25 protein-coding genes are annotated in these 21,127 nt (G+C 67.2%); 12 read left to right on the top strand and 13 right to left on the bottom strand.

What is annotated here, in order from left to right; genetic code table 11:
- Entirely contained in the window at nt 1-849 is an 849-nt protein-coding gene (locus ACFWUP_RS03745; RefSeq protein WP_379230388.1) for an SDR family NAD(P)-dependent oxidoreductase, read from the bottom strand.
- A gap of 113 nt (nt 850-962) precedes the next feature.
- On the opposite strand from ACFWUP_RS03745, the gene ACFWUP_RS03750 reads away from it, so the two are divergent.
- A complete protein-coding gene (locus tag ACFWUP_RS03750) occupies nt 963-1,571 on the top strand; it encodes a TetR/AcrR family transcriptional regulator (RefSeq protein WP_379230390.1) in 609 nt (202 codons plus the stop codon).
- A gap of 45 nt (nt 1,572-1,616) precedes the next feature.
- Here the strand turns inward: ACFWUP_RS03750 and ACFWUP_RS03755 are convergent, their stop codons facing one another.
- Nucleotides 1,617-2,663 (bottom strand): fused (3R)-hydroxyacyl-ACP dehydratase subunits HadA/HadB, encoded by a 1,047-nt coding sequence (locus ACFWUP_RS03755; protein WP_379230391.1) that lies wholly within the window; start codon nt 2,661-2,663, stop codon nt 1,617-1,619.
- Nucleotides 2,664-2,770: 107 nt separating this feature from the next.
- Nucleotides 2,771-3,280, bottom strand: coding sequence for a hypothetical protein (locus tag ACFWUP_RS03760; protein ID WP_379230393.1), 510 nt, complete (start codon nt 3,278-3,280; stop codon nt 2,771-2,773).
- 166 nt (nt 3,281-3,446) lie between these two features.
- On the opposite strand from ACFWUP_RS03760, the gene ACFWUP_RS03765 reads away from it, so the two are divergent.
- Complete coding sequence (locus ACFWUP_RS03765) at nt 3,447-3,854, top strand: Fur family transcriptional regulator (RefSeq protein WP_379230950.1); 408 nt, start codon at nt 3,447-3,449, stop codon at nt 3,852-3,854.
- 11 nt (nt 3,855-3,865) lie between these two features.
- Nucleotides 3,866-6,085, top strand: a complete 2,220-nt coding sequence (katG, locus tag ACFWUP_RS03770; RefSeq protein WP_379230395.1) for a catalase/peroxidase HPI — start codon at nt 3,866-3,868, stop codon at nt 6,083-6,085.
- A 58-nt stretch (nt 6,086-6,143) separates the two neighbouring features.
- On the opposite strand, the gene ACFWUP_RS03775 is transcribed toward katG, so the two are convergent.
- From ACFWUP_RS03775 to ACFWUP_RS03785, 3 genes are all read right to left on the bottom strand, one after another.
- Nucleotides 6,144-6,599, bottom strand: a complete 456-nt coding sequence (locus tag ACFWUP_RS03775; RefSeq protein WP_379230397.1) for an SRPBCC family protein — start codon at nt 6,597-6,599, stop codon at nt 6,144-6,146.
- A gap of 57 nt (nt 6,600-6,656) precedes the next feature.
- Nucleotides 6,657-7,067 (bottom strand): nitroreductase/quinone reductase family protein, encoded by a 411-nt coding sequence (locus ACFWUP_RS03780; RefSeq protein ID WP_379230399.1) that lies wholly within the window; start codon nt 7,065-7,067, stop codon nt 6,657-6,659.
- 71 nt (nt 7,068-7,138) lie between these two features.
- The gene (locus ACFWUP_RS03785; RefSeq protein ID WP_379230401.1) at nt 7,139-7,585 is read right to left on the bottom strand and encodes a hypothetical protein; all 447 of its coding nucleotides are present in this window, start codon (nt 7,583-7,585) and stop codon (nt 7,139-7,141) included.
- Nucleotides 7,586-7,675: 90 nt separating this feature from the next.
- On the opposite strand from ACFWUP_RS03785, the gene ACFWUP_RS03790 reads away from it, so the two are divergent.
- The 3 genes from ACFWUP_RS03790 (at nt 7,676) to ACFWUP_RS03800 (ending at nt 10,680) form a co-directional block, all read left to right on the top strand.
- Complete coding sequence (locus ACFWUP_RS03790) at nt 7,676-8,392, top strand: metal-dependent hydrolase (RefSeq protein ID WP_379230403.1); 717 nt, start codon at nt 7,676-7,678, stop codon at nt 8,390-8,392.
- 234 nt (nt 8,393-8,626) lie between these two features.
- Nucleotides 8,627-9,883, top strand: coding sequence for a lipase family alpha/beta hydrolase (locus tag ACFWUP_RS03795; RefSeq protein WP_379230405.1), 1,257 nt, complete (start codon nt 8,627-8,629; stop codon nt 9,881-9,883).
- Nucleotides 9,880-10,680: a HugZ family protein gene (locus ACFWUP_RS03800; protein ID WP_379230407.1), complete on the top strand. Its 801-nt coding sequence runs from the start codon at nt 9,880-9,882 to the stop codon at nt 10,678-10,680. Before ACFWUP_RS03795 ends, ACFWUP_RS03800 begins: the two co-directional genes overlap by 4 nt.
- Here ACFWUP_RS03800 and ACFWUP_RS03805 read toward each other — a convergent pair whose 3' ends face one another.
- The 3 genes from ACFWUP_RS03805 to ACFWUP_RS03815 form a co-directional block, all read right to left on the bottom strand.
- A complete protein-coding gene (locus ACFWUP_RS03805; RefSeq protein ID WP_379230408.1) occupies nt 10,681-11,079 on the bottom strand; it encodes a VOC family protein in 399 nt (132 codons plus the stop codon).
- A 4-nt stretch (nt 11,080-11,083) separates the two neighbouring features.
- Entirely contained in the window at nt 11,084-11,434 is a 351-nt protein-coding gene (locus ACFWUP_RS03810) for a hypothetical protein (RefSeq protein ID WP_379230410.1), read from the bottom strand.
- Between the two features lie 81 nt (nt 11,435-11,515).
- Complete coding sequence (locus ACFWUP_RS03815) at nt 11,516-12,100, bottom strand: HdeD family acid-resistance protein (protein ID WP_379230412.1); 585 nt, start codon at nt 12,098-12,100, stop codon at nt 11,516-11,518.
- A gap of 161 nt (nt 12,101-12,261) precedes the next feature.
- Between ACFWUP_RS03815 and ACFWUP_RS03820 the strand changes: the two genes are divergently transcribed.
- Nucleotides 12,262-13,236: a glycosyltransferase family 9 protein gene (locus ACFWUP_RS03820; protein ID WP_379230413.1), complete on the top strand. Its 975-nt coding sequence runs from the start codon at nt 12,262-12,264 to the stop codon at nt 13,234-13,236.
- Here ACFWUP_RS03820 and ACFWUP_RS03825 read toward each other — a convergent pair.
- Nucleotides 13,218-13,547: an ArsR/SmtB family transcription factor gene (locus tag ACFWUP_RS03825; RefSeq protein ID WP_379230415.1), complete on the bottom strand. Its 330-nt coding sequence runs from the start codon at nt 13,545-13,547 to the stop codon at nt 13,218-13,220. The genes ACFWUP_RS03820 and ACFWUP_RS03825 overlap by 19 nt on opposite strands.
- Before the next feature lie 183 nt (nt 13,548-13,730).
- Between ACFWUP_RS03825 and ACFWUP_RS03830 the strand changes: the two genes are divergently transcribed.
- The gene (locus ACFWUP_RS03830) at nt 13,731-14,492 is read left to right on the top strand and encodes a M23 family metallopeptidase (RefSeq protein WP_379230417.1); all 762 of its coding nucleotides are present in this window, start codon (nt 13,731-13,733) and stop codon (nt 14,490-14,492) included.
- Nucleotides 14,493-14,495: 3 nt separating this feature from the next.
- Here ACFWUP_RS03830 and ACFWUP_RS03835 read toward each other — a convergent pair whose 3' ends face one another.
- Nucleotides 14,496-15,398: a LysR family transcriptional regulator gene (locus ACFWUP_RS03835; RefSeq protein ID WP_379230419.1), complete on the bottom strand. Its 903-nt coding sequence runs from the start codon at nt 15,396-15,398 to the stop codon at nt 14,496-14,498.
- Nucleotides 15,399-15,488: 90 nt separating this feature from the next.
- Here ACFWUP_RS03835 and mqo point away from each other — a divergent pair, with 90 nt between their 5' ends.
- The 3 genes from mqo to ACFWUP_RS03850 all read left to right on the top strand — a co-directional run bounded on the left by mqo (nt 15,489) and on the right by ACFWUP_RS03850 (nt 19,052).
- Nucleotides 15,489-16,919 carry a malate dehydrogenase (quinone) gene (gene mqo, locus ACFWUP_RS03840; RefSeq protein WP_379230421.1) on the top strand — a complete coding sequence of 477 codons (1,431 nt, stop codon included), beginning with the start codon at nt 15,489-15,491 and terminating at the stop codon, nt 16,917-16,919.
- 178 nt (nt 16,920-17,097) lie between these two features.
- Nucleotides 17,098-17,946 (top strand): SDR family oxidoreductase, encoded by an 849-nt coding sequence (locus ACFWUP_RS03845; protein WP_379230423.1) that lies wholly within the window; start codon nt 17,098-17,100, stop codon nt 17,944-17,946.
- Nucleotides 17,947-18,050: 104 nt separating this feature from the next.
- Nucleotides 18,051-19,052 (top strand): hypothetical protein, encoded by a 1,002-nt coding sequence (locus ACFWUP_RS03850; RefSeq protein WP_379230425.1) that lies wholly within the window; start codon nt 18,051-18,053, stop codon nt 19,050-19,052.
- A gap of 82 nt (nt 19,053-19,134) precedes the next feature.
- Here ACFWUP_RS03850 and ACFWUP_RS03855 read toward each other — a convergent pair whose 3' ends face one another.
- Entirely contained in the window at nt 19,135-19,464 is a 330-nt protein-coding gene (locus ACFWUP_RS03855; RefSeq protein WP_379230952.1) for a hypothetical protein, read from the bottom strand.
- A 350-nt stretch (nt 19,465-19,814) separates the two neighbouring features.
- Here ACFWUP_RS03855 and ACFWUP_RS03860 point away from each other — a divergent pair, with 350 nt between their 5' ends.
- Nucleotides 19,815-20,150, top strand: a complete 336-nt coding sequence (locus tag ACFWUP_RS03860) for an RNA polymerase-binding protein RbpA (RefSeq protein ID WP_379230427.1) — start codon at nt 19,815-19,817, stop codon at nt 20,148-20,150.
- Nucleotides 20,151-20,322: 172 nt separating this feature from the next.
- On the opposite strand, the gene ACFWUP_RS03865 is transcribed toward ACFWUP_RS03860, so the two are convergent.
- Nucleotides 20,323-21,102, bottom strand: coding sequence for an ABC transporter permease (locus tag ACFWUP_RS03865; RefSeq protein ID WP_358183132.1), 780 nt, complete (start codon nt 21,100-21,102; stop codon nt 20,323-20,325).
- Nucleotides 21,103-21,127: the final 25 nt, after the last annotated feature.

Raw genomic sequence — 21,127 nt, forward strand, 5'->3', positions numbered from 1 at the left:
CTACGCCGAGCCGGGTGCGGGCACTGCCTGTTCCGCGGCTCGGCTGGTCTGCTCCCACGCCGACCAGGTGGCCATCTTGGTGCGCGCGAGGTCGAAGGCCAAGTCGTACACCATGTTTCCCAGTAGCAGGCGCAGCGGTGGTTCCTCGGCGTCGACGAGGGTGAGCAGTGCCTGGGCGGCCAGTACGGGTTCGCTGTCGACGGAACCCTCGGCCCACTGCGCCTCTAGCTGGGCGCGCAGCGGGGCGTACGCCTCGATCGGGGTGGTGTTCACCATCGCCGAGTACAGGTCCGTCCAGTAGCCGCCCGGCTGCAGAATGCTCACGCGCACACCGAATTCCGCCGCTTCCATCGCCAGCGCCTCGCTCATGCCCTCGAGGGCGAACTTGCTCGCGGCGTACATGCCCGAGAGCGGGAAGCCCGCGAGCCCGCCGATACTCGACACCTGCACGATGTGGCCGGACCGTTGGGCGCGCAGGTGTGGCAGCACGGCTTGGCTCACCCATAGTGCGCCGAAGAAGTTGACCTCGAACTGGGCGCGGGCCTCGGCTTCGGTGAATTCCTCGAGCATGCCCATCGACAGGGTGCCCGCGTTGTTGACCACGATGTCGAGTCGGCCGAAGTGGGCGACGGCCGCGTCGACCGCCTCGTGCACGGCACTGCGGTCGGTCACGTCGAGGGTGAGCGGCAGCACCCGATCCGGGTGGGCGGCGGCGAGTTCGTCGAGTGCGGGGCGGGTGCGGGCGGCGACGGCGACGCGGTCCCCCGCTGCCAGTGCGGCTTCGGCGAAGGCCCGGCCGAGACCGCGGCTCGCACCGGTGACGAACCAGACGCGGGATGCGGTGGTCATGGCTTTCCTCCTCAGCTAGACAAGACGTTGCGTCTCGTCTGATGATTCGAGGATGCCACTGGTTTCGCCGCGCGTCAAGACGCAACGTCTCGTCTCTTTGCTAGGATGGCGGCATGAGTCAGGCGAAACCCGCATCCCGGCCGTCGGCGGACGCGACCCGGCGCAACGAGGCATCCCGGCGCGCGATCCTGTCCGCCGCCTTCGAGCTGGCGGGCGAGATCGGCTACGACAAGCTGACCATCGAGGCGATCGCCGCCAGGGCAGGCGTCGGCAAGCAGACGATCTACCGGTGGTGGCCGTCCAAGGGCGCGGTCCTGCTTGATGCGTTCCTGATGCTCAGCGAAACCGGCGAGACTCCCGGCCTACCCGATACCAGCGACCTGGAAGCCGACCTGAAATTCGTCCTGCGCGCCACGGTCGACGAACTCGCCGACCCCCGCTTCGACCTACCGCTGCGTGGCCTGACCAGCGCGATCATGCACGACACCGACCTGGCCGCCACCTACGTCGAACGCCTGCAGGGCCCGATCGACGACCTGAAACGCCGCAGACTGGCCGCCGCCCAGGCCGCGGGCCAGATCGCCGCCGACATAGATCTGGACGTGGCGATCGCGATGATCTGGGGCCCACTGATGGACCGCTGGCTACTCCGCACGGGCACCCTCACCGCCGACTTCGCCGATCGCGTGGTCGAAACCGCGTTGCGCGGCTTGCGCGGCTGACCAGGGTCGCGGTGAGCCCGAGCGGACTCACCGCGACGGTCGAACTCAGCGGAAGCGCAGGTTCGCGGTGGCGAGGCCGTAGATCTTGCGGCCACCGGACTTGGCGGTGATGGCGACCACCGCGGTGCGGGTCTGCGGGTCGAGGGACTTCACGCGGCCGGTGAACTCGATCTGGCCGCCTTCCCGGCCGACGACCGTGGGGGCCGACAGGCGAATGCCGTAGCGGGTGACGGCGCCGGGGTCGCCGGACCAGGTGGCGAGGAAGCCCGCGCCAAGGCCCATCGTGAGCATGCCGTGGGCGATGATGTCGGGCAGGCCGGCCATCTCGGCGATCTTCTCGTCCCAGTGGATCGGGTTGTTGTCGCCGGAGACGCCCGCGTAGTTGACGAGGTCACCGCGCGAGAGGCGGGCATCGCGCAGCGGCAGTTCGTCGCCGACGGTCAACTCGTCGAACGACAGCGTGGTGTTCGGGACGCGCGCGGCACCCTCGACGGACAGGCGCACCTCGCCCTCGGGGCGCAGGGTGGTCTCCACCGTGGCGCTCTTGTCCTGGCTGAACACCTTCACCCCGTGCAGCATGACGTTCTCGACGGCGGCGGTGATCTCCGGCGAGACGCCGTCCTCACCGGTGATGCCGACGACCGTGGTGTGCATGATGTGCACGGTCTCGCCGAGTTCGTCGACGAAGGTGTTGGTGACCGTGATCAGGTCCTTGCCCGCGATCGTGCGCACCGAGGTCAGCTCGACGTCGACGACGAGACGGTCACCGGCCACGATCGGCTTGTGCTGTTCGAAGACCTGCTCGGTCTGCACGAACATGTCGTAGCCGACGACCACCGTTTCGAACAGCAGCTTGTTGGCCGCCATCGCCGGAATGGAGACGAAGGTCAGCGGCGCGACCAGACCCGGGTAGCCGAGCGCGGCGGCCGCCTCGTCCTCCCAGTGGGCCGGATGGAAGTCCTGGACGGCGCGCGCGTACTCGCGGATCTTCTCGCGACCGACCTCGTAAAGGCCCTCGACCCGGTAGTAGTGCCCTACCTTCGACGCGGTATCCGGGGCATCGACGGGCGGAGCATCGACTACGGAAGTCACTATGTATCACCTTCGTTCGGGGAACGGACACCCGGCAGGCTAGTCGACGCGCAGGCGGACCGGGCATTCCTTGGCAGAGTTCACAGTTACGAGCCCTTCCAACGCGGTCAGAAAGAGGGTACGTCGCTGGTGCTGGCGTTGCCCGTGACGGACGGCTGCAGCGTGATCGTCCAGTCGGAATCACCGTCGAACGAATCGTCGAACTTGGAGAAGTCGCGATCGCGGGTGAAGCCGAGAGTGGCCTGATCCCAATCCTTTCCGGACTTCATGTAGACGTAGTAGGTGCCGTCGATCCCGCTGAGGGTGGCATTGGAGTTGCCCTGCACGTAGATCGTGGCCTGCGGCTTCTTCGGGTCGCCGTTGGTGACCACCACCGCGACATCGCCGGCGTTGCCGTTTTCGATCTCGAGTGTGCCCGCGCCGACGAGGCCGTCCTGCTGGACCACGGCGCCGTTCTCGGCCCGCCGGTTCTGCAGCGGCGCCGGGGGCACGGTCGAGGTCGTGGTCGTGACCTTCGCCTTGCTGCTGGTCGGCGATGCGGACTGTCCCGACTCGCAACCACCCACCAGAAGAGCCGCCGCGATCGCGGACACGGCATACCACTGACGATTCGACATCGTTCCCACCCCATGCTCGTGGACCGGCTCCCCGAGCCGGTCATCCCCGCCAGTATTGCGTTAATTGCCCGTTTTGTCTTCACGAACTCGTCAGCGCGAACCCTTGCGCCATTATCTGGAATCAGTCATAATCTGGAATGTGTCCAACCAACCGGACTTCGAACAGATGCTGCGGGCAGCCACACTGCGCGTCACCGCGCCGCGCCTGGCGGTACTCACCGCCGTGCACCAGCATCCGCACGCCGACACGGACACCATCCTGAGCCGAGTCAGAGCCACCCTCGGGGCCGTCAGCCAGCAGGCCGTCTACGACGTACTGCGGGCACTCACCAGCGCCGGACTGCTCCGGCGAATCCAGCCGATGGGCACCGTCGCGCGCTATGAGACGCGCGTCGGTGACAACCATCATCACCTGGTGTGCCGATCCTGTGGGGTGATCGTCGATGTCGAGTGCGCTGTCGGCGAGGCGCCCTGTCTGACTCCCCGCGATGACCGCGGTTTCGTCGTCGACGAGGCCGAGGTCATCTACTGGGGCCGCTGCCCCGACTGCACGACATCACCTTCACTCTCCTGAAAGGATTCACCGTGCCCGAGGAACACCCACCGATCGCCGAAGCCAACACGGAACCCGGTGGCGGCTGCCCCGTCATGCATCGCCCGTTCGCCTCCACCGACGCCCGTGGCAGCAACAGCGACTGGTGGCCGAACCAGCTCAATCTCACTCTGCTGCAGAAGAATCCGGCCGTGGCCAACCCCATGGGCGAGGACTTCGACTACGCGGCCGAGTTCGCCACCCTCGACCTGGCGGCGGTGAAGGCCGATATCGAGCAGGTCATGACCACCTCGCAGCCCTGGTGGCCCGCCGACTTCGGCCACTACGGCCCGTTCTTCATCCGGATGGCCTGGCACTCGGCGGGCACCTACCGCGTCGGCGACGGCCGCGGCGGCGCGGGCTCGGGCATGCAGCGTTTCGCCCCGCTCAACAGCTGGCCCGACAACGCCAGCCTCGACAAGGCGCGCCGCCTGCTGTGGCCGGTGAAGAAGAAGTACGGCCGCAAGCTGTCGTGGGCCGACTTGTTCGTCTACACCGGCAATGTCGCCCTGGAATCGATGGGCTTCGAGACCTTCGGTTTCGGTGGTGGCCGCGTCGACGAGTGGGAGCCGGAGGAGGACGTGTACTGGGGCCCCGAGCGCACCTGGCTCGGCGACGAGCGCTACACCGGTGACCGCAACCTCGAGCGTCCCCTCGCCGCAGTCCAGATGGGCCTGATCTACGTCAATCCCGAAGGCCCCAACGGCAATCCGGACCCGATCGCCGCCGCCATCGACATCCGCGAGACCTTCGCCCGAATGGCGATGAACGACGAGGAGACCGCCGCGCTCATCGCAGGCGGACACACCTTCGGCAAAACCCACGGTGCGGGCCCCGCCGACAATGTCGGCCCCGAGCCCGAGGCCGCGCCGCTGGAACTGCAGGGGCTGGGCTGGAAGAGCGAGTTCGGGACCGGTGTCGGCAAGGACGCGATCACCAGTGGCCTGGAAGGCATCTGGAACAGCACCCCGATCACCTGGGACAACAACTTCCTCGAGACCCTCTACGGGTACGAGTGGGAGCTGTCGAAGAGCCCGGCCGGTGCGCACCAGTGGATCCCGAAGGACGGTGCGGGCGCCGATACCGTGCCCGACGCGTTCGTTCCGGGCAAGAAGGTCGCCCCGACCATGCTGACCACCGACCTGTCGCTGCGGTTCGACCCGATCTACGGGCCGATCACCCGCCGCTGGCTGGACAACCCGGCCGAGTTCGCCGACGCGTTCGCCCGCGCCTGGTACAAGCTCACCCACCGCGACATGGGCCCGATCGCACGCTACCTCGGCCCGCTGGTGCCCTCGGAAGAGCTGCTCTGGCAGGACCCGGTGCCTGCCCAGAACGGCCCGCTCATCGGTGATTCCGAGATCGCGACCCTCAAGGGTCAGATCCAGTCCTCGGGCCTGTCCATCGCCCAGCTCGTGACGACGGCATGGGCCGCGGCCTCGTCGTTCCGTGGCAGCGACAAGCGTGGTGGTGCCAACGGTGGCCGGATCCGGTTGCAGCCGCAGGCCGGTTGGGCGGTCAACCAGCCCGACGAGCTCGCCCAGGTGGTGCGGGTCTACGAAGGCATCCAGGACGCGTTCAACGCCGGCGGCGGCCCGCAGGTCTCCTTCGCCGACCTGGTCGTGCTCGGTGGCGCGGTCGGTGTCGAACAGGCCGCCCAGGCCGCCGGTTTCCCGGTGACCGTGCCGTTCACGCCGGGCCGTACCGATGCGACCCAGGCCCAGACCGACATCGAGTCGTTCGACGCGCTCGAGACCCCGGCCGACGGGTTCCGCAACTACGTGTCCAAGGACGCGCAGATCCCCGCGGAGTTCCTGCTGGTCGACAAGGCGAACCTGCTCACGCTCAGTTCGCCGGAGATGACCGTGTTGATCGGTGGGCTGCGCGTGCTCGGCGCGAACTACCAGGGCTCGTCACTGGGCGTGTTCACCGAAACCCCGGGTGCGTTGACGAACGATTTCTTCGTGAACCTCCTCGACATGGGTATCGAGTGGGCGCCGTCGGCCGCCGACGAGAACGTCTTCGAAGGTCGCGACCGTGCCTCCAGCGCGGTCACCTGGACCGGCAGCCGCGTCGACCTGGTGTTCGGCTCCAACTCGCAGCTGCGGGCGGTGGCCGAGGTCTACGCGACCGACGACGCGAAGGAGAAGTTCGTGCACGACTTCGTCGCCGCGTGGACCAAGGTGAGCAACCTGGACCGGTTCGACATCTGATCTCCTCAGACGACAATGCCCTGCGAATCATGGTGATTCGCAGGGCATTTCGCTGTACTCAGGCCTCGGCGAGCTCCGCCAGCCGGTCCACCGAGGCCTGCAGCTTGTCGGCGGTGGTGGCCTTGGCCCGCACCTGACGCAGCTCGTCGTGCAGTGCGGTCCAGTCGTAGGTGTGGGTCACCCGGGTGTGGGTGTCGTCGATCGCCTCCAACTCCCAGCGCCACAGGTGTCCGGGCGGAGTCTTGTCGCGCTCGGACGGGTTCCACGCGATGCGGCGACCCTCCTCGAACTCGACGATGTGGTTGTCGCGATCGGCGCCATTGGTCAGCGTCGTGGTGAACACGTCACCGACCGCGCGAACCCGCTGGCCCGAATTCGCCTGCGCGAGATTGTCATTGCCGTCCCAGCGCGGCTGCTGCGCGGGATCGGCGATCAGGTCGAAGATCACGGCGGGGCTCGCCGCGATCTCGCGGGAGGCGTGGACGATGCGTGGTACGTCGATGGTTTCGGTCACCGGGCGATAGAACCAGCGGCTCACCCACCCCGACAACCATTCCGCTCGAGGCAACGACTAACTCGTGCGATACACCGCGAACACGGGGATCTCCCGACTGGTGTTGTCCCGATACTCGGCGAACCCTGGCAACCGCTCGACCATCCGGTCGTACAGCGCAGTGCGCTCGGGTTCGCCGACGAGTTCCGCCTTGCCCCGGTAGGTTTCGTTCCCCACCTCCAGGGTGAGCTCCGGGTCGGCGACAAGGTTGTAATACCAGGCCGGATGCTTGTCGGCACCACCATTGGACGCGATCAACACGATCCGATCCCCATCGGGCAGATACACCAGCGGATTCGTGATCGCCCGCCCCGACTTCGCCCCGGTCGTGGTAATGATCACCATCGCGTCATTGCCCTCGAACATGCCACCGACTCGCCCCCCGTTGGCCCGAAACTCGGCGATCACCTGATCATTGAAAGCGTTCATCGTGGTCCTCTCGTCGGATAGCTCACCATCCCCCAACGATCAAGAAGCGTCGGGCATTCCAGATTCGGCCGTTACTGGACGACGTCGTCGATCGCGCGCCTCAGACGAGCCTCGACCTCGCTGATGTCGTGAGCCGACAAGGCCTGGTTGACGATCAGCCAGTCGGCGATGTCATCGCCTCGGACGTACTTCCGAAAGCAGTTCGATATCGAGTAGTAGGCGAACTCGACCGGGTCTGGGAAGGACAGGTCGTCGTCTTGCATCGCGGTGAGGGGCTCGAGGTATCGGTCGCCCACCTCTGCGAGGTCACGACCGACATAGGCGGAGCGAAGAGCGTCGGCGGGCAGCTCGACATCCACCCGATGGCGCATCCCGACCACCGAGTCGCGGTAGCGAAGCTCTCGTGGCTTGCGTTGCGCGAAAGCGGTCCAGGTCGCGAGGGCGTCCTGACACAACGCGAAGTGAACCTGCCGGCGTTGATCAGGTTCCAGTTCTTCGAAGCGTGCCCGTTGCGTCATGGGCGATACTAAAACGAGCTGGGCGGGACCGCATTCCGGCGCTGTGCACGGCATATGCGTTCAAGTAGTGACTTACTCTAACGTTGCGGGGTGCTAGGACATTCACATGCGACGAGCGGGGCGCTGGCTTGGGCGGGGACTGCGGCTGCGTTGCCGCTCACCGTCGCCTCGTTTCCGCTGTTCGCCAGCGAGACAACGCAATTCGGGATCGCCGAACTCATCATGGGGACGTTCCTCACCGCGGGGGCGGCATTGCTGCCGGACGCGGATCATCCCAGCGGGACCATTTCCCACGTGCTCGGGCCGGTGTCACACCATCTGTGCCGGTTGATCTCCTGGGTGTCGGGTGGGCACCGGCACGGCACGCATTCGCTGCTGTTCGTCGTCGCGGCGGTCGCGGCCACCTGGGCCGGTGAGCATTACCTCGGGCGGCCGTTCACGTTGAGCCTGGTGTTCTTCCTGCTCGCGTTGGCGGTGCGGTCGCTGCACCTGTGCCCGCCGGGCAAGAGTGTGCGGACCTACGGCACGGTGATCGTGCTGGCGTCTGCGGGGACTTTCGCTGTCGATCATTGGATCGTCGACCGGCCGGTGTGGTTGCCGATCTGCGTCGGGCTGGGCTGTCTGGCGCATCTGCTGGGTGACTGCCTCACCGATCGCGGGTGCCGACTGCTGTGGCCGTTCCCGTTGCGGACCAGGGTTCCGCTGATCGAGCGGACCGGTAATCGGGTCGAAACCTGGGTTATCTCACCGCTTTTCGTGCTCGGCACGATGGGTGCGCTCTGGTACGCGATCATGCATCGGCCGTGATCATCGGGACGGTGGTACATACCGCCGTCCCGAACCCGACCCCCACGCTCCCCTGCCGGTCGGCGCAGCCGGCCCTCATTGGCAGTCCACTCAGACACATGTTTTGATGCGCATATCTCTGTATCGCGATGGATTTTGTTGCGCACCCCAGTCCGAAAGCCCAGGGATCGTCGCCGGTCGCAGAACCCACCCCATCCGCAGCGAAATTCAGTGCACAGTTGTACTCTCAATCTCGTGACAGAGCAGCTCCCCCAATCCCAGGCCGAAGTACAGGCGCTCACACGGCTGGCCGGTGACGAGTTCGTCGGCGCGGTCGAGGGAATCGCCTCGATCCACCGCGCCATCACCGACCGGGTGTTCGCGGCCGTTCGATTGGGCGTCGGACCCGCCGCCGCGCCGGCGAAGGTCGTCCACGACGCCATCACCGACGGCGTGTACGCGGCCGTCGGCGGCACCGGCTACGTCCTCGGTGAGGTGGCGAGCGCGGTCCAGCTGCCCGGCGTCACCGCGCCCTCGCGCACCGTCTGGGGCGCCGGCGTCCTGGCCGCGATCCAGGGCCTGATCGGCGACGCGCTCGAGGACGAGACACCGATCCTGTCCTCCCCCATGACCTTTCGTATCGACGGCGTTCCCGTCCCGCCCGAGGAATTCGCCGCGCACGTCCCGGTCCCAACCACCAAGCTGGTCGTGCTCCTGCACGGGCTCGTCGAGACCGAACATTCCTGGCGCCTCGGCAACCGCCCCACCTACGGCGAACGCCTCGAAGCCGACCTCGGCTACACCCCAGTCTTCGTCCGCTTCAACAGCGGCCTACACATCTCCGAGAACGCCGCCCAGCTCAGCGACCTGCTGACGCGTCTGGTCGAGAGCTGGCCGCTGCCGGTGCACGAGATCTGCCTCATCGGACACTCGATGGGCGGCCTCGTCATGCGCAGCGCCTGCCATCAGGCCGAGGAGTCGGGCCAGGCCTGGGTGCGCGCGGTGCGCCAGGTGGTCTGCCTCGGTTCGCCGCATCTGGGCGCCCCGCTCGAACAATTCGTGCACTACGCCTCCGCCGCACTCGATCTGCTGCCCGAGACCCGACCGCTGAGCAAGCTGTTGCGCAGGCGCAGCGCAGGCATCCGGGACCTGCGACACGGTTCGCTGGTCGACGACGACTGGCGCGATCTCGACGTGGACACCCTGCGCGCGCGAGCGGTCAAGGAGGTGCCGCTGCTGCCCGAGGTCGACCACTACTTCGTCACCACCACCATCACCCACAGCCCGAAACACCCCCTCGGCGTGATCATCGGCGACGGCATGGTCCTCTCGGGCAGCGGCTCCGGTCGCGGACGCACAAGGCGCCTCGACTTCGACGCGGTCAACGGCCTGCACATCCCCGGCGCGAACCATTTCAGCCTGCTCAATCACGACGCCGTCTACGACGCCCTGCACAGCTGGTTGTCGAGCACGCCACGCCGACCGCGCCAGGTCGATACGCTGTGGCCATGACTCTCGACCACGGCGATCCGGGCGACGCACCTGCCATTCCGCTGCCGACCGCTCCCCTGGCCAACGAGGCCCGCCCCTCACCGGCCGAAGAAGCCAGAACGATCGCGGCGGGCACCAACACCGGCACCCTGGCCAGCCTCACCGCCGACGGGGCACCGTGGGCATCGTTCATCACCTACGGACTGCTCGACGGCGCACCGGTGCTGAGTGTGTCGCGCCTGGCCGAACACGGCCGCAACCTCGCCGCCGACCCGCGGGCCAGCATCGCGATCGTCACCCCCGACATCCCGGCAGATCCCCTCGCGGGCACCCGGATCACCCTCGCCGGACACGTGGAACGGCCCACCGGCGCCGAAGCCGACGCGGCCCGCGAGGCCCATCTGACCGCGATCCCGGCGGCCAAGTACTACATCGACTACAGCGACTTCACCCTGTGGGTGCTGCGGATCGAACGCGTGCGATGGGTCGGCGGCTACGGCCGGATGGACTCCGCCTCGGCGGCCGAATACCTTGCCGCGCAACCGGACCCGATCGTCGCCCACGCCGCACCCGGCATCGCCCACCTCAACGCCGACCATGCCGAAGCACTGCTGGCGATGGCCCAGCAGCTGGGTGGGTTCCCCGACGCCATCGCCGCCACCTGCGAACGTGCCGACCGCTACGGCCTCGACCTGCGCGTGGAGTCACCCCGCGGCGTGGCCCGCACCCGCGTCGGCTACGCCGCACCGCTGTCGGAGATCAGCGAATTGCGTGCGGCGACAGTCGAACTCGCGCGACGGGCCCGCGCAACCCACTGATCACGCCTCGTACAGTTCCAGGGGCAGGTCGTCCGGATCGAAGAAGAAGGCCATCTGCTTGCCGGTGTGCTCATCGGTACGCAGTTCCTCGGTCCGGACACCACGCGCCCGCAATTCATCGAGCGCGGCGGGCACACTCGCGACAGCAAAAGCCAAGTGCCGCAAACCCGCCGCCTCCGGCCTGCTCGGACGCGCGGGCGGATCGGGGAACGAGAACAGTTCGATGCGAACCCCACCGGCCAACTCGATATCGAGCTTCCACGAATCGCGATCGGCCCGATAGTTCTCGTCGACCACAGTGCCGCCGAGGATCTCGGTATAGAAACGTTTCGACCGCGCGTAATCGGTGGCGATGATCGCTACGTGATGGATGCCGAGAAATTGCACGGTCAGAGCCACAGCGTCAGGGCCACAGCACCGCGACGAGGACGTTCGCGATCGCGAGTCCGCCCGCGGCGTCGGTCATCCAGTCGATCTGCTTGCCGCGCTTCGCGTCACCCCTGCCCATTTCGGCGAACGCGGCCACGGCGACCGAGATCGCCAGCTTCACTGCCAATTTCGTCGTATCGGGTTCCTTGTCCAGGGAGTCGATGCCCGATGCCAGGCCGGCCAGGATCACACCGGTGATCAGCTGCGCGCGGGCGCCCCACACCATCAGCTCCGACACCACCGGGCGCGAGGCGACATAGCCGCCGACCACCGCGGCCATACCGAGCAGGTGGGTCACGACCACGAGGTTGTAAACGAATTCCATGAATCGGGAGCGTAGTTCAGACGAAAGCGGCCGGTGCCCGAAGGCACCGGCCGGTTCAGACGAACTTTCCGTGAGGAGAGATCAGCCGACTTGCTGGTCCAGCATGCGCGAGTCCTTGCGGACACCGAAGGCCGTGATGACCTCCATGATGCCGATGACGATCAGGAAGATGCCGACGACCAGGACCAGCGTGGCGATGGAGCTGATCGGCCACACGATCAGGACGACACCGGCCAGCGCGCTGATGATGCCGTAGAAGATCTGCCAGCCGCGTCCGGGCACGCCCGACTCCGAGATCGCGGCGAACAGCACGGCGACGCCACGGAACAGCCAGCTGATGCCGATCCACAGCCCCAGCAACACAATCGAGGCGAGGTCGTCGCGGAAGCAGAAGACGCCGATGATCAGCGACAGCACACCGCTGATGAAAGACAGCACGCGGAAACTGGTGCTCGGCAGATGGGTGAAGGCGGCGATCAGCTGGAAGATGCCGCTGACGACCATGTAGATGCCGAACAGTACGCCCGCCACGAGCAGTGACGGACCGGGCCATACCAGCACGATGATGCCGAGGATCACCGCGAGGAGGCCGGTTACCAGAATTGTTTGCCAGGTTTTCTTGGCAAGAGCCGTCAACGGGCTCCCTAGCACGGTATTTGTCGTCATGACGAGATGCTATGCCCGCTCGCTCCGGTTTCCCGGAAATTAGCTGGGGCTGTAATCGTGTCGCGATCGAGTGCGACACCGCGGCGACGCCCTGACGCGGCCCGTCACATCGTTGCCCTCGCGAAAGTTTGGTCCGCGACCGTCTCGGGTAGATGAAGAATGTGTCGGTTGTACTAGTGCTGCAAGCTCAGGGTCTCGGAGAGCTCCTCTCCGCGGTCCCGGCTCTGCGTGCCCTGCGCCGGGCCGAACCGCAGAGCCGGATCGTCCTGGCCGCGCCTCATCGGCTGGAGCAGATCGTCGACCTCATCTCCTCGGTCGACGAACTCGTCGCCATCGCCGATCCGGCCGCCCTGATCTGGGATGGTCCCGCACCCGAATTGGCGGTGAACCTGCACGGCCCCGACGGCGCCAGCGCACGGGCGCTGTCCGATACCGGTGCGACGCGGATCATCGGGCATCGCACGCCCGCCCTGCCCAAGCTCGCCGGTCCGCGCTGGGATCCCGACGCGCACGTGGTCGACCGGTGGTGTCGGCTGCTCGAAGGTGAGGGCATCGCCGCCGATCGCCGCAACCTCGGCTTGGTCCCCCCGGTGGCCTCGATCAGCCGCCGCGACAGTGTCGTCGTCCACATCGGCGCGGGTGCGCCCGCGCGCCGGTGGCCACCGGAACGGTTCGCCGCGGTGGTGCGCCACCTGCTGGTCCTCGGGCGCGATGTCGTCCTCACCGGCGATCCGTTCGAGCACGACATCGCCAGGCAGGTGGCCGCGCAGGCGGGTTTGCCCGACGATCGGGTGCTGGCGGGCAGGCAGAACCTCACCGATCTGGCGGCGACGGTCGCCGAGGCCGCGCTCGTGATCAGCGGCGATACCGGTGTCGGGCATCTGGCGACGGCGTTCGGCACCCGCACGGTCCTGCTGTTCGGTCCGACTCCCCCGCGCAGGGGTGGTCCGCCCGCGCACCTGCTCGGCAGGCACGCGGTGCTGTGGGCCGGCCAGGTCGGCGATCACGACGGCCCGACTCCCGATCCCGGCCTGCTGCGGATCGGGGTGCCCGAGGTGATCGCGGCGGTCGATATGCAGCTGGACAAGCAGGCGTGGGCCGAATCCGGCCGGTCGCGTTATCGCCGGGTGGGCTGAGCGCCGGTCGCTTCCCGTAATGCGGCGGCATGGGCCGCCAGGGCACTCGGCCAGAACTTGTCGAGGTAGTCGCGGGCGTCGTTGAGGCCGCGGGGGTCCAGGGAGTAGAGGTGACGGTTCCCGTCGCGGCGCATGCGCACGAGGTGGGCTTCGCGCAGCACGCGCAGGTGTTGCGAAGCGGCTGAGCTGGTGATTCCAGTGGCGGCGGCGAGGTCGGCCACCGAGCGGGGACCCTGCGGCAACGATTCGAAGATCGCGCGCCGGGTAGGGTCCGACAAGGCCGTGATGGCACGGACTCCGTTAGCGTCCACTGAATCAGTGTCCCCAGGATTCAGTGTTTCGGCAACGATCTTGCCCACGCGCATTTCACCCGGTGAGTCCAAGGATGGCGCGATTCGTTAGAGGATCGTTATAGATCAACTGGGGTTATAGCGGTTCGTGATCGCAACCACAGGATTCGCCGCGAAGGTTACGGTTTAGCTACGTTCATAACCATGTTCGTGACCAACCCGTTATCTGCTCGAGTCTCCGACGCCTTCGCAGGTCGTTGGGGAGGCGTGGTCGCGGGTGCGGTGGCTTTGTCCGCACTCGTGGGTACCTCCGTCGCCACTTTCAGTGAGCCCGAGAGCCCTGTCCCCACTACTACGATCGCCGCGGATGCCACCGAGGCCATCAACTCCGGCCAGTCGCCGTACCGCTTCACCGCGTACACCCCCGCCGAGGCCCAGGGCCCGCAGGGCAGCGTCCCCGCCTCCGCCCCGATTCCGTGGGAGGAGCACCGCGAGGCTGTCGCGCTCGAACTGCCGCAGCTGCCGTTCATCGCTCCCCCGCCGCCGCCTCGTCCGCAGACCGTTCGCCCGGTCAACGGCAGGCTGACCTCCTACTACGGCGCCCGCTGGGGCACCGCGCACAACGGCATCGACTTCGGTGACCCGATCGGCGCGCCCGTCTTCGCCGTCACCGACGGTACCGTGATCGAGACCGGGCCCGCTTCCGGCTTCGGCCTGTGGGTCCGCGTCCAGCAGGACGACGGCACCATCGGCGTGTTCGGTCACGTCAACGACATCCTGGTCGCCCCCGGCCAGCACGTGAACGCCGGTGACACCATCGCCACCGTCGGCAACCGTGGTAACTCCACCGGCCCCCACCTGCACTACGAGGTGCACGTGCCGGACGGCTCCCAGTACGGCGCCCCGATCGACCCGCACCCGTGGCTCGCCGCGCGTGGCGTCGACGCAGGCGTTGCCCAGGACTGATCCTCACCCACTGATCGCCGCCCGGCGCGCGATCAGAAATTCCCGAAGCCGCGCGACCGCGAGCGTCGAGTCATGGTCTCCCGAGACCAGGCCGACCTCGCGGTCGCGTTCGCCATCGATGGGCACGACCGCCAGATCGGGGTTCGCGACTTCGGCGGCGGGCAGCAGCGCGACGCCCTGACCCAGCGCGACCAGTGCCCGCAGGGTTTCGAACTCGGTGATCTCGAACACGACACGTGGGGTGAAACCGGCTGCGGCGCACCAGGTGTCGAGCAGCGTACGCAGCTGATAGCTGGGCGGGTTCGCGATGAACGCTTCGTCGGCCAGTTCGGCGAGATCGATGTGGGTGCGCCGGGCGAGGGGGTGCGTGCGGGCCACATGGAGGTCGATGCGTTGGCGTCCGAGGTCGACTGTCGGCAGGTCGGGTGGGGGCGGGATCATCACGGCCAGGTCGAGTCGGCCGTCGCGTACCTGCTCGGCCAGTGCCTCGCCGTGTGCTTGCACCAGGTGCAGGCGGATTCGTGGCGCGCGGGTATGGAACTGGGCGAGCAGCGAGGGGATGCTGACCGGGCCCAGGGTGAGCGGGAAGCCGAAACGCACCAGACCGCTCTCGGGATCGGCGTCGGCGCGGACCCTGTTGATGGCGTCGTCGAGGGCGCTCACCAGCCCGCGGGTGTGTTCGTAGAGGTCACGGCCCTGTGGGGTGAGGGTGATTCCCCGTCCGACCGGCTGGAACAACGCCACTCCGAGCAGCTGCTCCAGCGTCTTGATCCGGCGGCTGAGCGAGGACTGCGGGACACCGAGTCGCTGCGCTGCCCTGGTGAAGTGGCCTGCGTCGGCGGCCGCGTCGAAGGCGGCGAGCAGCGGTGCGACCGCGTTCGCACCCACCTCCGGTGAATCATCCATTTTCGGATCATATCCCTGGCGATTTCGTGTTGGACGGATTACTGCTTGGACCGCGACGATAGCGGTACACAGCTCACGGGAGGTTCGACAATGAACGACACCAGACCTGAAACCCACAGTGGCGACGACATTCTCGACGCGGTGCTGATCGGCGGCGGCATCATGTCGGCCACGCTCGGCGCACTGCTGAGCACCCTCGCGCCGGACTGGTCGATCGCGCTGTTCGAGCGGCTCGGCGAACCGGCGGCCGAGAGCAGTCACCCCTGGAACAACGCGGGGACCGGGCACTCCGGGCTGTGCGAGCTCAACTACATGCCCGACCCGGGTGCGGGTGCCAAGGCGGCGGAGATCGCTGATCAGTTCGCGCTCTCGCGCCGGTTCTGGGCCGCGCTGGCCGATCGTGGCGAGCTCGAGCCCACGTTTCTCACCCCGACTCCGCACGTCACCGTGGTGTTCGGTGAGGACGACATCGCCTACTTGCGGCAGCGGTACGCCACGCTGCGGGAACTGCCCGCCTTCGCGGCGATGGAGTTCACCACCGATCGTGCGGTGATCGCCGAATGGGCGCCGCTGCTCGTGCGTGGTCGGGCCGACGGCGAGGCGATGGCGGCCACTCGCCACACCGCGGGGACCGATATCGACTTCGGTGCGCTGACCAGGTCATTGTTGTCGACGATGAAGGGCGCGGGGAATGCGGTGCGGATGCATCGCGAGATCACCGGCCTCACGCGCGGCAAGGACGGGCTGTGGACGGTGCGCGGACGCGATCTCGACAGTGGGCGGCGGTTCACCGTGCGGACCCGGTTCGTGTTCGTCGGCGCGGGTGGCTACGCATTGCGTCTGCTGCAGCGAGCGGGCCTGCCCGAGGTGCGCGGGTACGGGGTGTTCCCGCTCGGTGCCCAGTTCCTGCGCACCGACAACCCCGACGTCGTCGCCGAACACCACGCCAAGGTCTACAGCCAAGCCGCCCTCGGCGCCCCACCGATGTCGGTCCCCCACCTGGACCGCCGCGAGGTCGACGGCACGGGCGCCCTGCTCTTCGGCCCCTACGCCACCTTCAGCACCCGCCTGCTCCGCCACGGCAAACTCACCGACCTGTTCACCACCCTGCGCCCCCACAACATCATCCCGCTGGTCACCGCGGGCCTCCAGAACCTCGGCCTGGTCAAATTCCTGATCACCGAACTCCTCGCGACCCGTCGACAGAAATTCGCCCAACTCCAACGCTTCTACCCCACCGCCGACCCGGCTGACTGGACTCTCATCCAAGCCGGCCAACGCGCCCAACTGGTGAAACCCGACCCCCACCGCGGCGGCACCCTCCAATTCGGCACCGAACTCGTCACCGGCGCCAACGGAACCTGCGCAGGCCTGCTCGGCGCCTCCCCCGGCGCCTCGATCGCCCCCTCGATCATGCAAGACCTCCTCGACCGCTGCTTCCCCGAACGCCGCCACGAATGGGCCCCACTACTCGCACAATTGCTGCCACCTGCCGAATCGACCGTCGAGGTCTCCTCGTAAACAATTGCTGGACACCATGATCCGCACCCCGTCCGACGTCGGGGTGCGGACTGCGTTCACCGCGAGACCGTGACGCACAGACCGTCGCAGTGCGGGGACAGACGAGGACAGTCAGCGCCGTTTGTGTAATGGGTAGATTGCGGAGGTTGTTTCGCTGTTCGCCTCGACAGGAGTCTTCGTGTTTGCCGAAGTCGCACGATCGGTGTTGCTCAATCCGCCTGCGGTTCCTCGCGTGCTCGCTCGGCTGGTTCGTGGTGAGCATGCGATCGAGGACAAGACGGTGGTGTTGACGGGGGCCTCGTCGGGGGTCGGGAAAGCGGCGGCGCACGCGCTCGGGCGGGAGGGGGCTCGGGTGATTCTTGTTGCCAGGAATGCTGAGCCGTTGGCTGAGGTGCGGGATGCGGTGCGCGCCGACGGTGGGGACGCCGAGATGATCACGTGCGATCTCGCTGATGCCGAGCAGAACGACGCGCTCGCGAACGAGGTGCTCGAGCGGTTCGGGACCGTGGATGTGCTGGTGAACAATGCGGGGCGGTCGATTCGGCGGGGTGCGGCCGATGCCACCGATCGGTTTCACGATTACGAGCGGACGATGGCGTTGAACTACTTCGGGGCGACGCGGCTCACGATGGGGTTGTTGCCGTCGATGCTCGATGCAGGTGAGGGGCACATCGTGAACGTCGCTACGTGGGGTGTGGCGGCGGGATCGATGCCGTTGTTCACCGCCTATCACGCGTCGAAGGCGGCGCTGGGTGCGTTCGGGCGCAGTCTCGGGGCGGAGACCAGGCGGCGTGGCGTGTACGTCACCACTGTCGGATATCCGCTGGTGCGCACGGAGATGATCGCGCCCACCGGCAAGTACGCGGATGCGCCCGCGTTGTCTGCCGAGGACGCCGCCGACTGGATCCTCACCGCGATTCGGACCCGCCCGGTCGAGCTGTATCCGACCTACACCCGGGTGTTGCAGGCGCTCGCGCTCGTGTCGCCGCGCGCGGTCGATGCCGCGATCTGGCGCATGGGGATCTGAGAAAACCCCTAGAACCGGAGTAGACCGACCCGTACCCGGGTATCGGTGCCGAACCGTTCCACAGCGGGACGTGGTGTGGTGCACCGGATTTCTACCTTCGGTACATGGCGACGATCGACCTCACCCACACTCAGTCCCGCATCCGCTCCCGCACCACGCCCGACCGCGCCCCCTGGCACGGGCCGCTGCTGGTGAACTCCGCGCTCATGGCCGCGCTGGTGGTGGTGTCGATGGTCGGGATGGTGGTCGACGATCGGCTGCTGCTCGGTGAGGCCGTGTGGCTCAAACCGGCCAAGTTCGGCCTCGCCTTCGCCCTCTACGGCGTGACCCTGGCCTGGATTCTGCGCCTGCCCCACCGCGGACGGCGAGCGACGTGGTGGCTCGGCACCGTGTTCGCGATCACCGGTGTCGCCGATGTCGGGTTCATCGCGGTGCAGGCGGCACGGGGGACGTTCAGCCATTTCAACGACTCCACCGACCCGGTCAACGAGATCGGTCAGCAGGTGTTCGCCTCCGGCGTGCCCGGCTTGTTCGTCGCGAATCTCGTGCTGGCGGTGATCATTTCGTGGCAGAAGCTCGCGGATCGGCCGACTACGATCGCGTTGAAGGCGGGGCTGTGGCTGGCCGTGACCGGCATGGCGCTCGGGTATCTGATGGGCTTCACCGGACCACAACTCGTCCGACAGTCCGACGGCACGGTCGTCGGGTTGGTCGCCGGGCACACCGTTCGGCCCGGAGATACAGCACGTGACGCTGCGCCGGGCATGCCGATCACCCACTGGAGCACCACCGGCGGCGACCTGCGCATCCCGCATTTCGTCGGCCTGCACGGCATCCAGGTGCTGTTGCTGCTCGCCGTCGTCCTGTTCGCTCTCGCGCCGCGTTATTCCTGGTTGCGAACCGAAACCACCCGCGCCGCCCTACTCGTGGTCGCCGTTCTCGGCTACTTCGGCCTGCTCACCCTCGTGTTCTGGCAGGCCCTGCGCGGCCAGGCACTGACCGACCCCGACCTCGCGACGGTCGGTGCCGGGTTCGCGTTGGCACTATTCGTCGCAGGGGGTGTGACAGCCGTGTACCTGCGTGCCAGAGAGTCGGCAGTGAACTAGCGCCGCCGCCGGCCCGGGCAGAGCCACCGGTTCGAAACCTCGTGTTCGCCACTTTCGGTTGGCGACACGGGGTTTCGCGCATTCAGCGAAGCCGTTCGGCTTCTCGAGCCAACTGCACCAACGTCGCGCTCAACCCCGCCAGCTCATCAGGAGAAGCCCCCTCCCCCACCGCCGTCGCCACATCCTCGGCCGCACACCGCGCCGCGAACCACCGATCGGCCAGATCGGCGGCCTCCTGCGCGGTCAGCACCACAGCATCCTCGGGAATCCCCGTCCCCTTGAGACTGCTGCGGTGTTCATAGGCACGTTGGCGGCACGACTGGCGGCAATAGCGGCGACGCCGACCAGATTCCGAATCCACGATCTCCCGCCCGCACCACAGGCAGGACAGCAGGCGACTGCGCGACATGATCCGAAACCCTATCGGCCCGCGAAACAATTCGCCGGTTCAGGTCTCGCTGAGCGGGCACCCTCCAGTTACGAACACACCACCCTGATTCGGGAAGTCGCTTGATCGCCACGGCCCTACGCCTGCGCCAGTCGACGACAGATTCGGGGGTCGGTCGCCCGACATCGCCTTACGACTACAATGGAACAGTTCAGACCTCCCGCGCGTTGAACTAGTACTCAGTCCTGTTCTCGGCGCGCCTCCGCCGATGGACTGACCGAAGGGTGCGACGAAGGAGTACCCGTAGGGAGGGAAGAGGCGGAGTCAAGCGCCGAGAACTGCGGCCCCCGGCCGCCAAAATTACAGGAGCACACATGGCAGATCGCGTACTCCGGGGCAGTCGGCTCGGAGCGGTGAGCTACGAGACCGATCGCGACCACGACCTGGCCCCGCGCCGGATCGCCCGCTACCGCACCGACAACGGTGAGGAGTTCGACGTCCCGTTCGCCGACGACGCGGAGATCCCGCCCACCTGGTTGTGCCGTAACGGCCAGGAGGGTCACCTCATGGAGGGCACCTCCGTCGAGGTCAAGAAGGTCAAGCCGCCGCGCACCCACTGGGACATGCTGCTGGAGCGTCGCAGCAAGGAGGAGCTCGAGGAGCTGCTCAAGGAGCGTCTCGACCTCCTGAAGACCCGCCGCCGCGGGTAAGAGTTCACGCCGAAGGCCGCCTACCCGATTCGGGAAGGCGGCCTTCGGCGTTTGCCCTGTTCTCGGCGCGCCTCCGCCGATGGACTGACCGAAGGGTGCGACGAAGGAGTACCCGTAGGGAGGGAAGAGGCGGAGTCAAGCGCCGAGAACCGCGGCCCCGGTCGCCAAAGATTCAGTGACTGGCGACCTTGCGGTACTGCAGGAGCGCCGCGGGCATCGCGATGGCCAGGATGACCAGCGAGCAGATGATCGCGTAGAGAATGCAGTTCTCCGCGGCCCACCCGGTGGCGGGGACGAAGGTCGGTGGCGAGTCGTTCTCGAAGAGCTTGCGGCCCGCCGCCGAGACCGCGGTGATCGGGTTCCATTCGGCGATGGCACGCAGGGGCCCCGGCAGGGTTTCGGCGGAGATGAACGCCGAGGAGATGAATGTCAGCGGGAACAGCCAGATCAGGCCCGCGCTCTGCGCCACCTCCACCGTCGGGGAGACCAGCCCGGTGAGCGCGCCCACCCACGACATCGCGAACGCGAACAGCAGGATGATGGAGAAAGCGATCACCGCGTCGCCGAAGCTGCCGTGGATGCGCCAGCCGACGATGTACCCGCAGATCGACATCACGCCAAGGCTCACGATGTTGACCACGAGGTCCGAGAGGGTTCGCCCCATCAGCACCGCCAGCCGTGACATCGGCAGCGTTCGCATCCGGTCGATGATGCCCTTCTGCAGGTCACCGGCCAGGCCGACGGTGGTGAACGCGGCATTGAACGCCACGGTCTGGGTGAAGATGCCTGCGAGGAGGAATTCCCGGTACTGGTCACCGCCGAGCGAGGCGCCGAAGATGTAGGCGAACAGGAACACGAACATCAGCGGCTGGATGGTGGCCGTGACCAGCAGCGTCGGCACCCGCAGGATCGTCAGCAGGTTGCGGTAGGCCACGATCGCGCTGTCGCGCACGAATCTGGCCCGCGGTTCCGTGTCA

Origin of the sequence: Nocardia sp. NPDC058658 (assembly GCF_042716665.1) — a bacterium.
Classification (GTDB): Bacteria; Actinomycetota; Actinomycetes; order Mycobacteriales; family Mycobacteriaceae; genus Nocardia.

Excerpts from the sequence above, each read along its gene's own strand:
- mqo (WP_379230421.1), top strand. The coding sequence starts at position 15,489 with ATGAACGACACCAGACCTGAAACCCACAGTGGCGACGACATTCTCGAC.
- ACFWUP_RS03750 (WP_379230390.1), top strand. The coding sequence starts at position 963 with ATGAGTCAGGCGAAACCCGCATCCCGGCCGTCGGCGGACGCGACCCGG.
- ACFWUP_RS03810 (WP_379230410.1), bottom strand. The coding sequence starts at position 11,434 with ATGGAATTCGTTTACAACCTCGTGGTCGTGACCCACCTGCTCGGTATG.
- ACFWUP_RS03815 (WP_379230412.1), bottom strand. The coding sequence starts at position 12,100 with ATGACGACAAATACCGTGCTAGGGAGCCCGTTGACGGCTCTTGCCAAG.
- ACFWUP_RS03760 (WP_379230393.1), bottom strand. The coding sequence starts at position 3,280 with ATGTCGAATCGTCAGTGGTATGCCGTGTCCGCGATCGCGGCGGCTCTT.
- ACFWUP_RS03745 (WP_379230388.1), bottom strand. The coding sequence starts at position 849 with ATGACCACCGCATCCCGCGTCTGGTTCGTCACCGGTGCGAGCCGCGGT.
- ACFWUP_RS03835 (WP_379230419.1), bottom strand. The coding sequence starts at position 15,398 with ATGGATGATTCACCGGAGGTGGGTGCGAACGCGGTCGCACCGCTGCTC.
- ACFWUP_RS03860 (WP_379230427.1), top strand. The coding sequence starts at position 19,815 with ATGGCAGATCGCGTACTCCGGGGCAGTCGGCTCGGAGCGGTGAGCTAC.
- ACFWUP_RS03830 (WP_379230417.1), top strand. The coding sequence starts at position 13,731 with ATGTTCGTGACCAACCCGTTATCTGCTCGAGTCTCCGACGCCTTCGCA.
- ACFWUP_RS03800 (WP_379230407.1), top strand. The coding sequence starts at position 9,880 with ATGACTCTCGACCACGGCGATCCGGGCGACGCACCTGCCATTCCGCTG.
- ACFWUP_RS03785 (WP_379230401.1), bottom strand. The coding sequence starts at position 7,585 with ATGACGCAACGGGCACGCTTCGAAGAACTGGAACCTGATCAACGCCGG.
- ACFWUP_RS03765 (WP_379230950.1), top strand. The coding sequence starts at position 3,447 with ATGCTGCGGGCAGCCACACTGCGCGTCACCGCGCCGCGCCTGGCGGTA.
- ACFWUP_RS03850 (WP_379230425.1), top strand. The coding sequence starts at position 18,051 with ATGGCGACGATCGACCTCACCCACACTCAGTCCCGCATCCGCTCCCGC.
- ACFWUP_RS03780 (WP_379230399.1), bottom strand. The coding sequence starts at position 7,067 with ATGAACGCTTTCAATGATCAGGTGATCGCCGAGTTTCGGGCCAACGGG.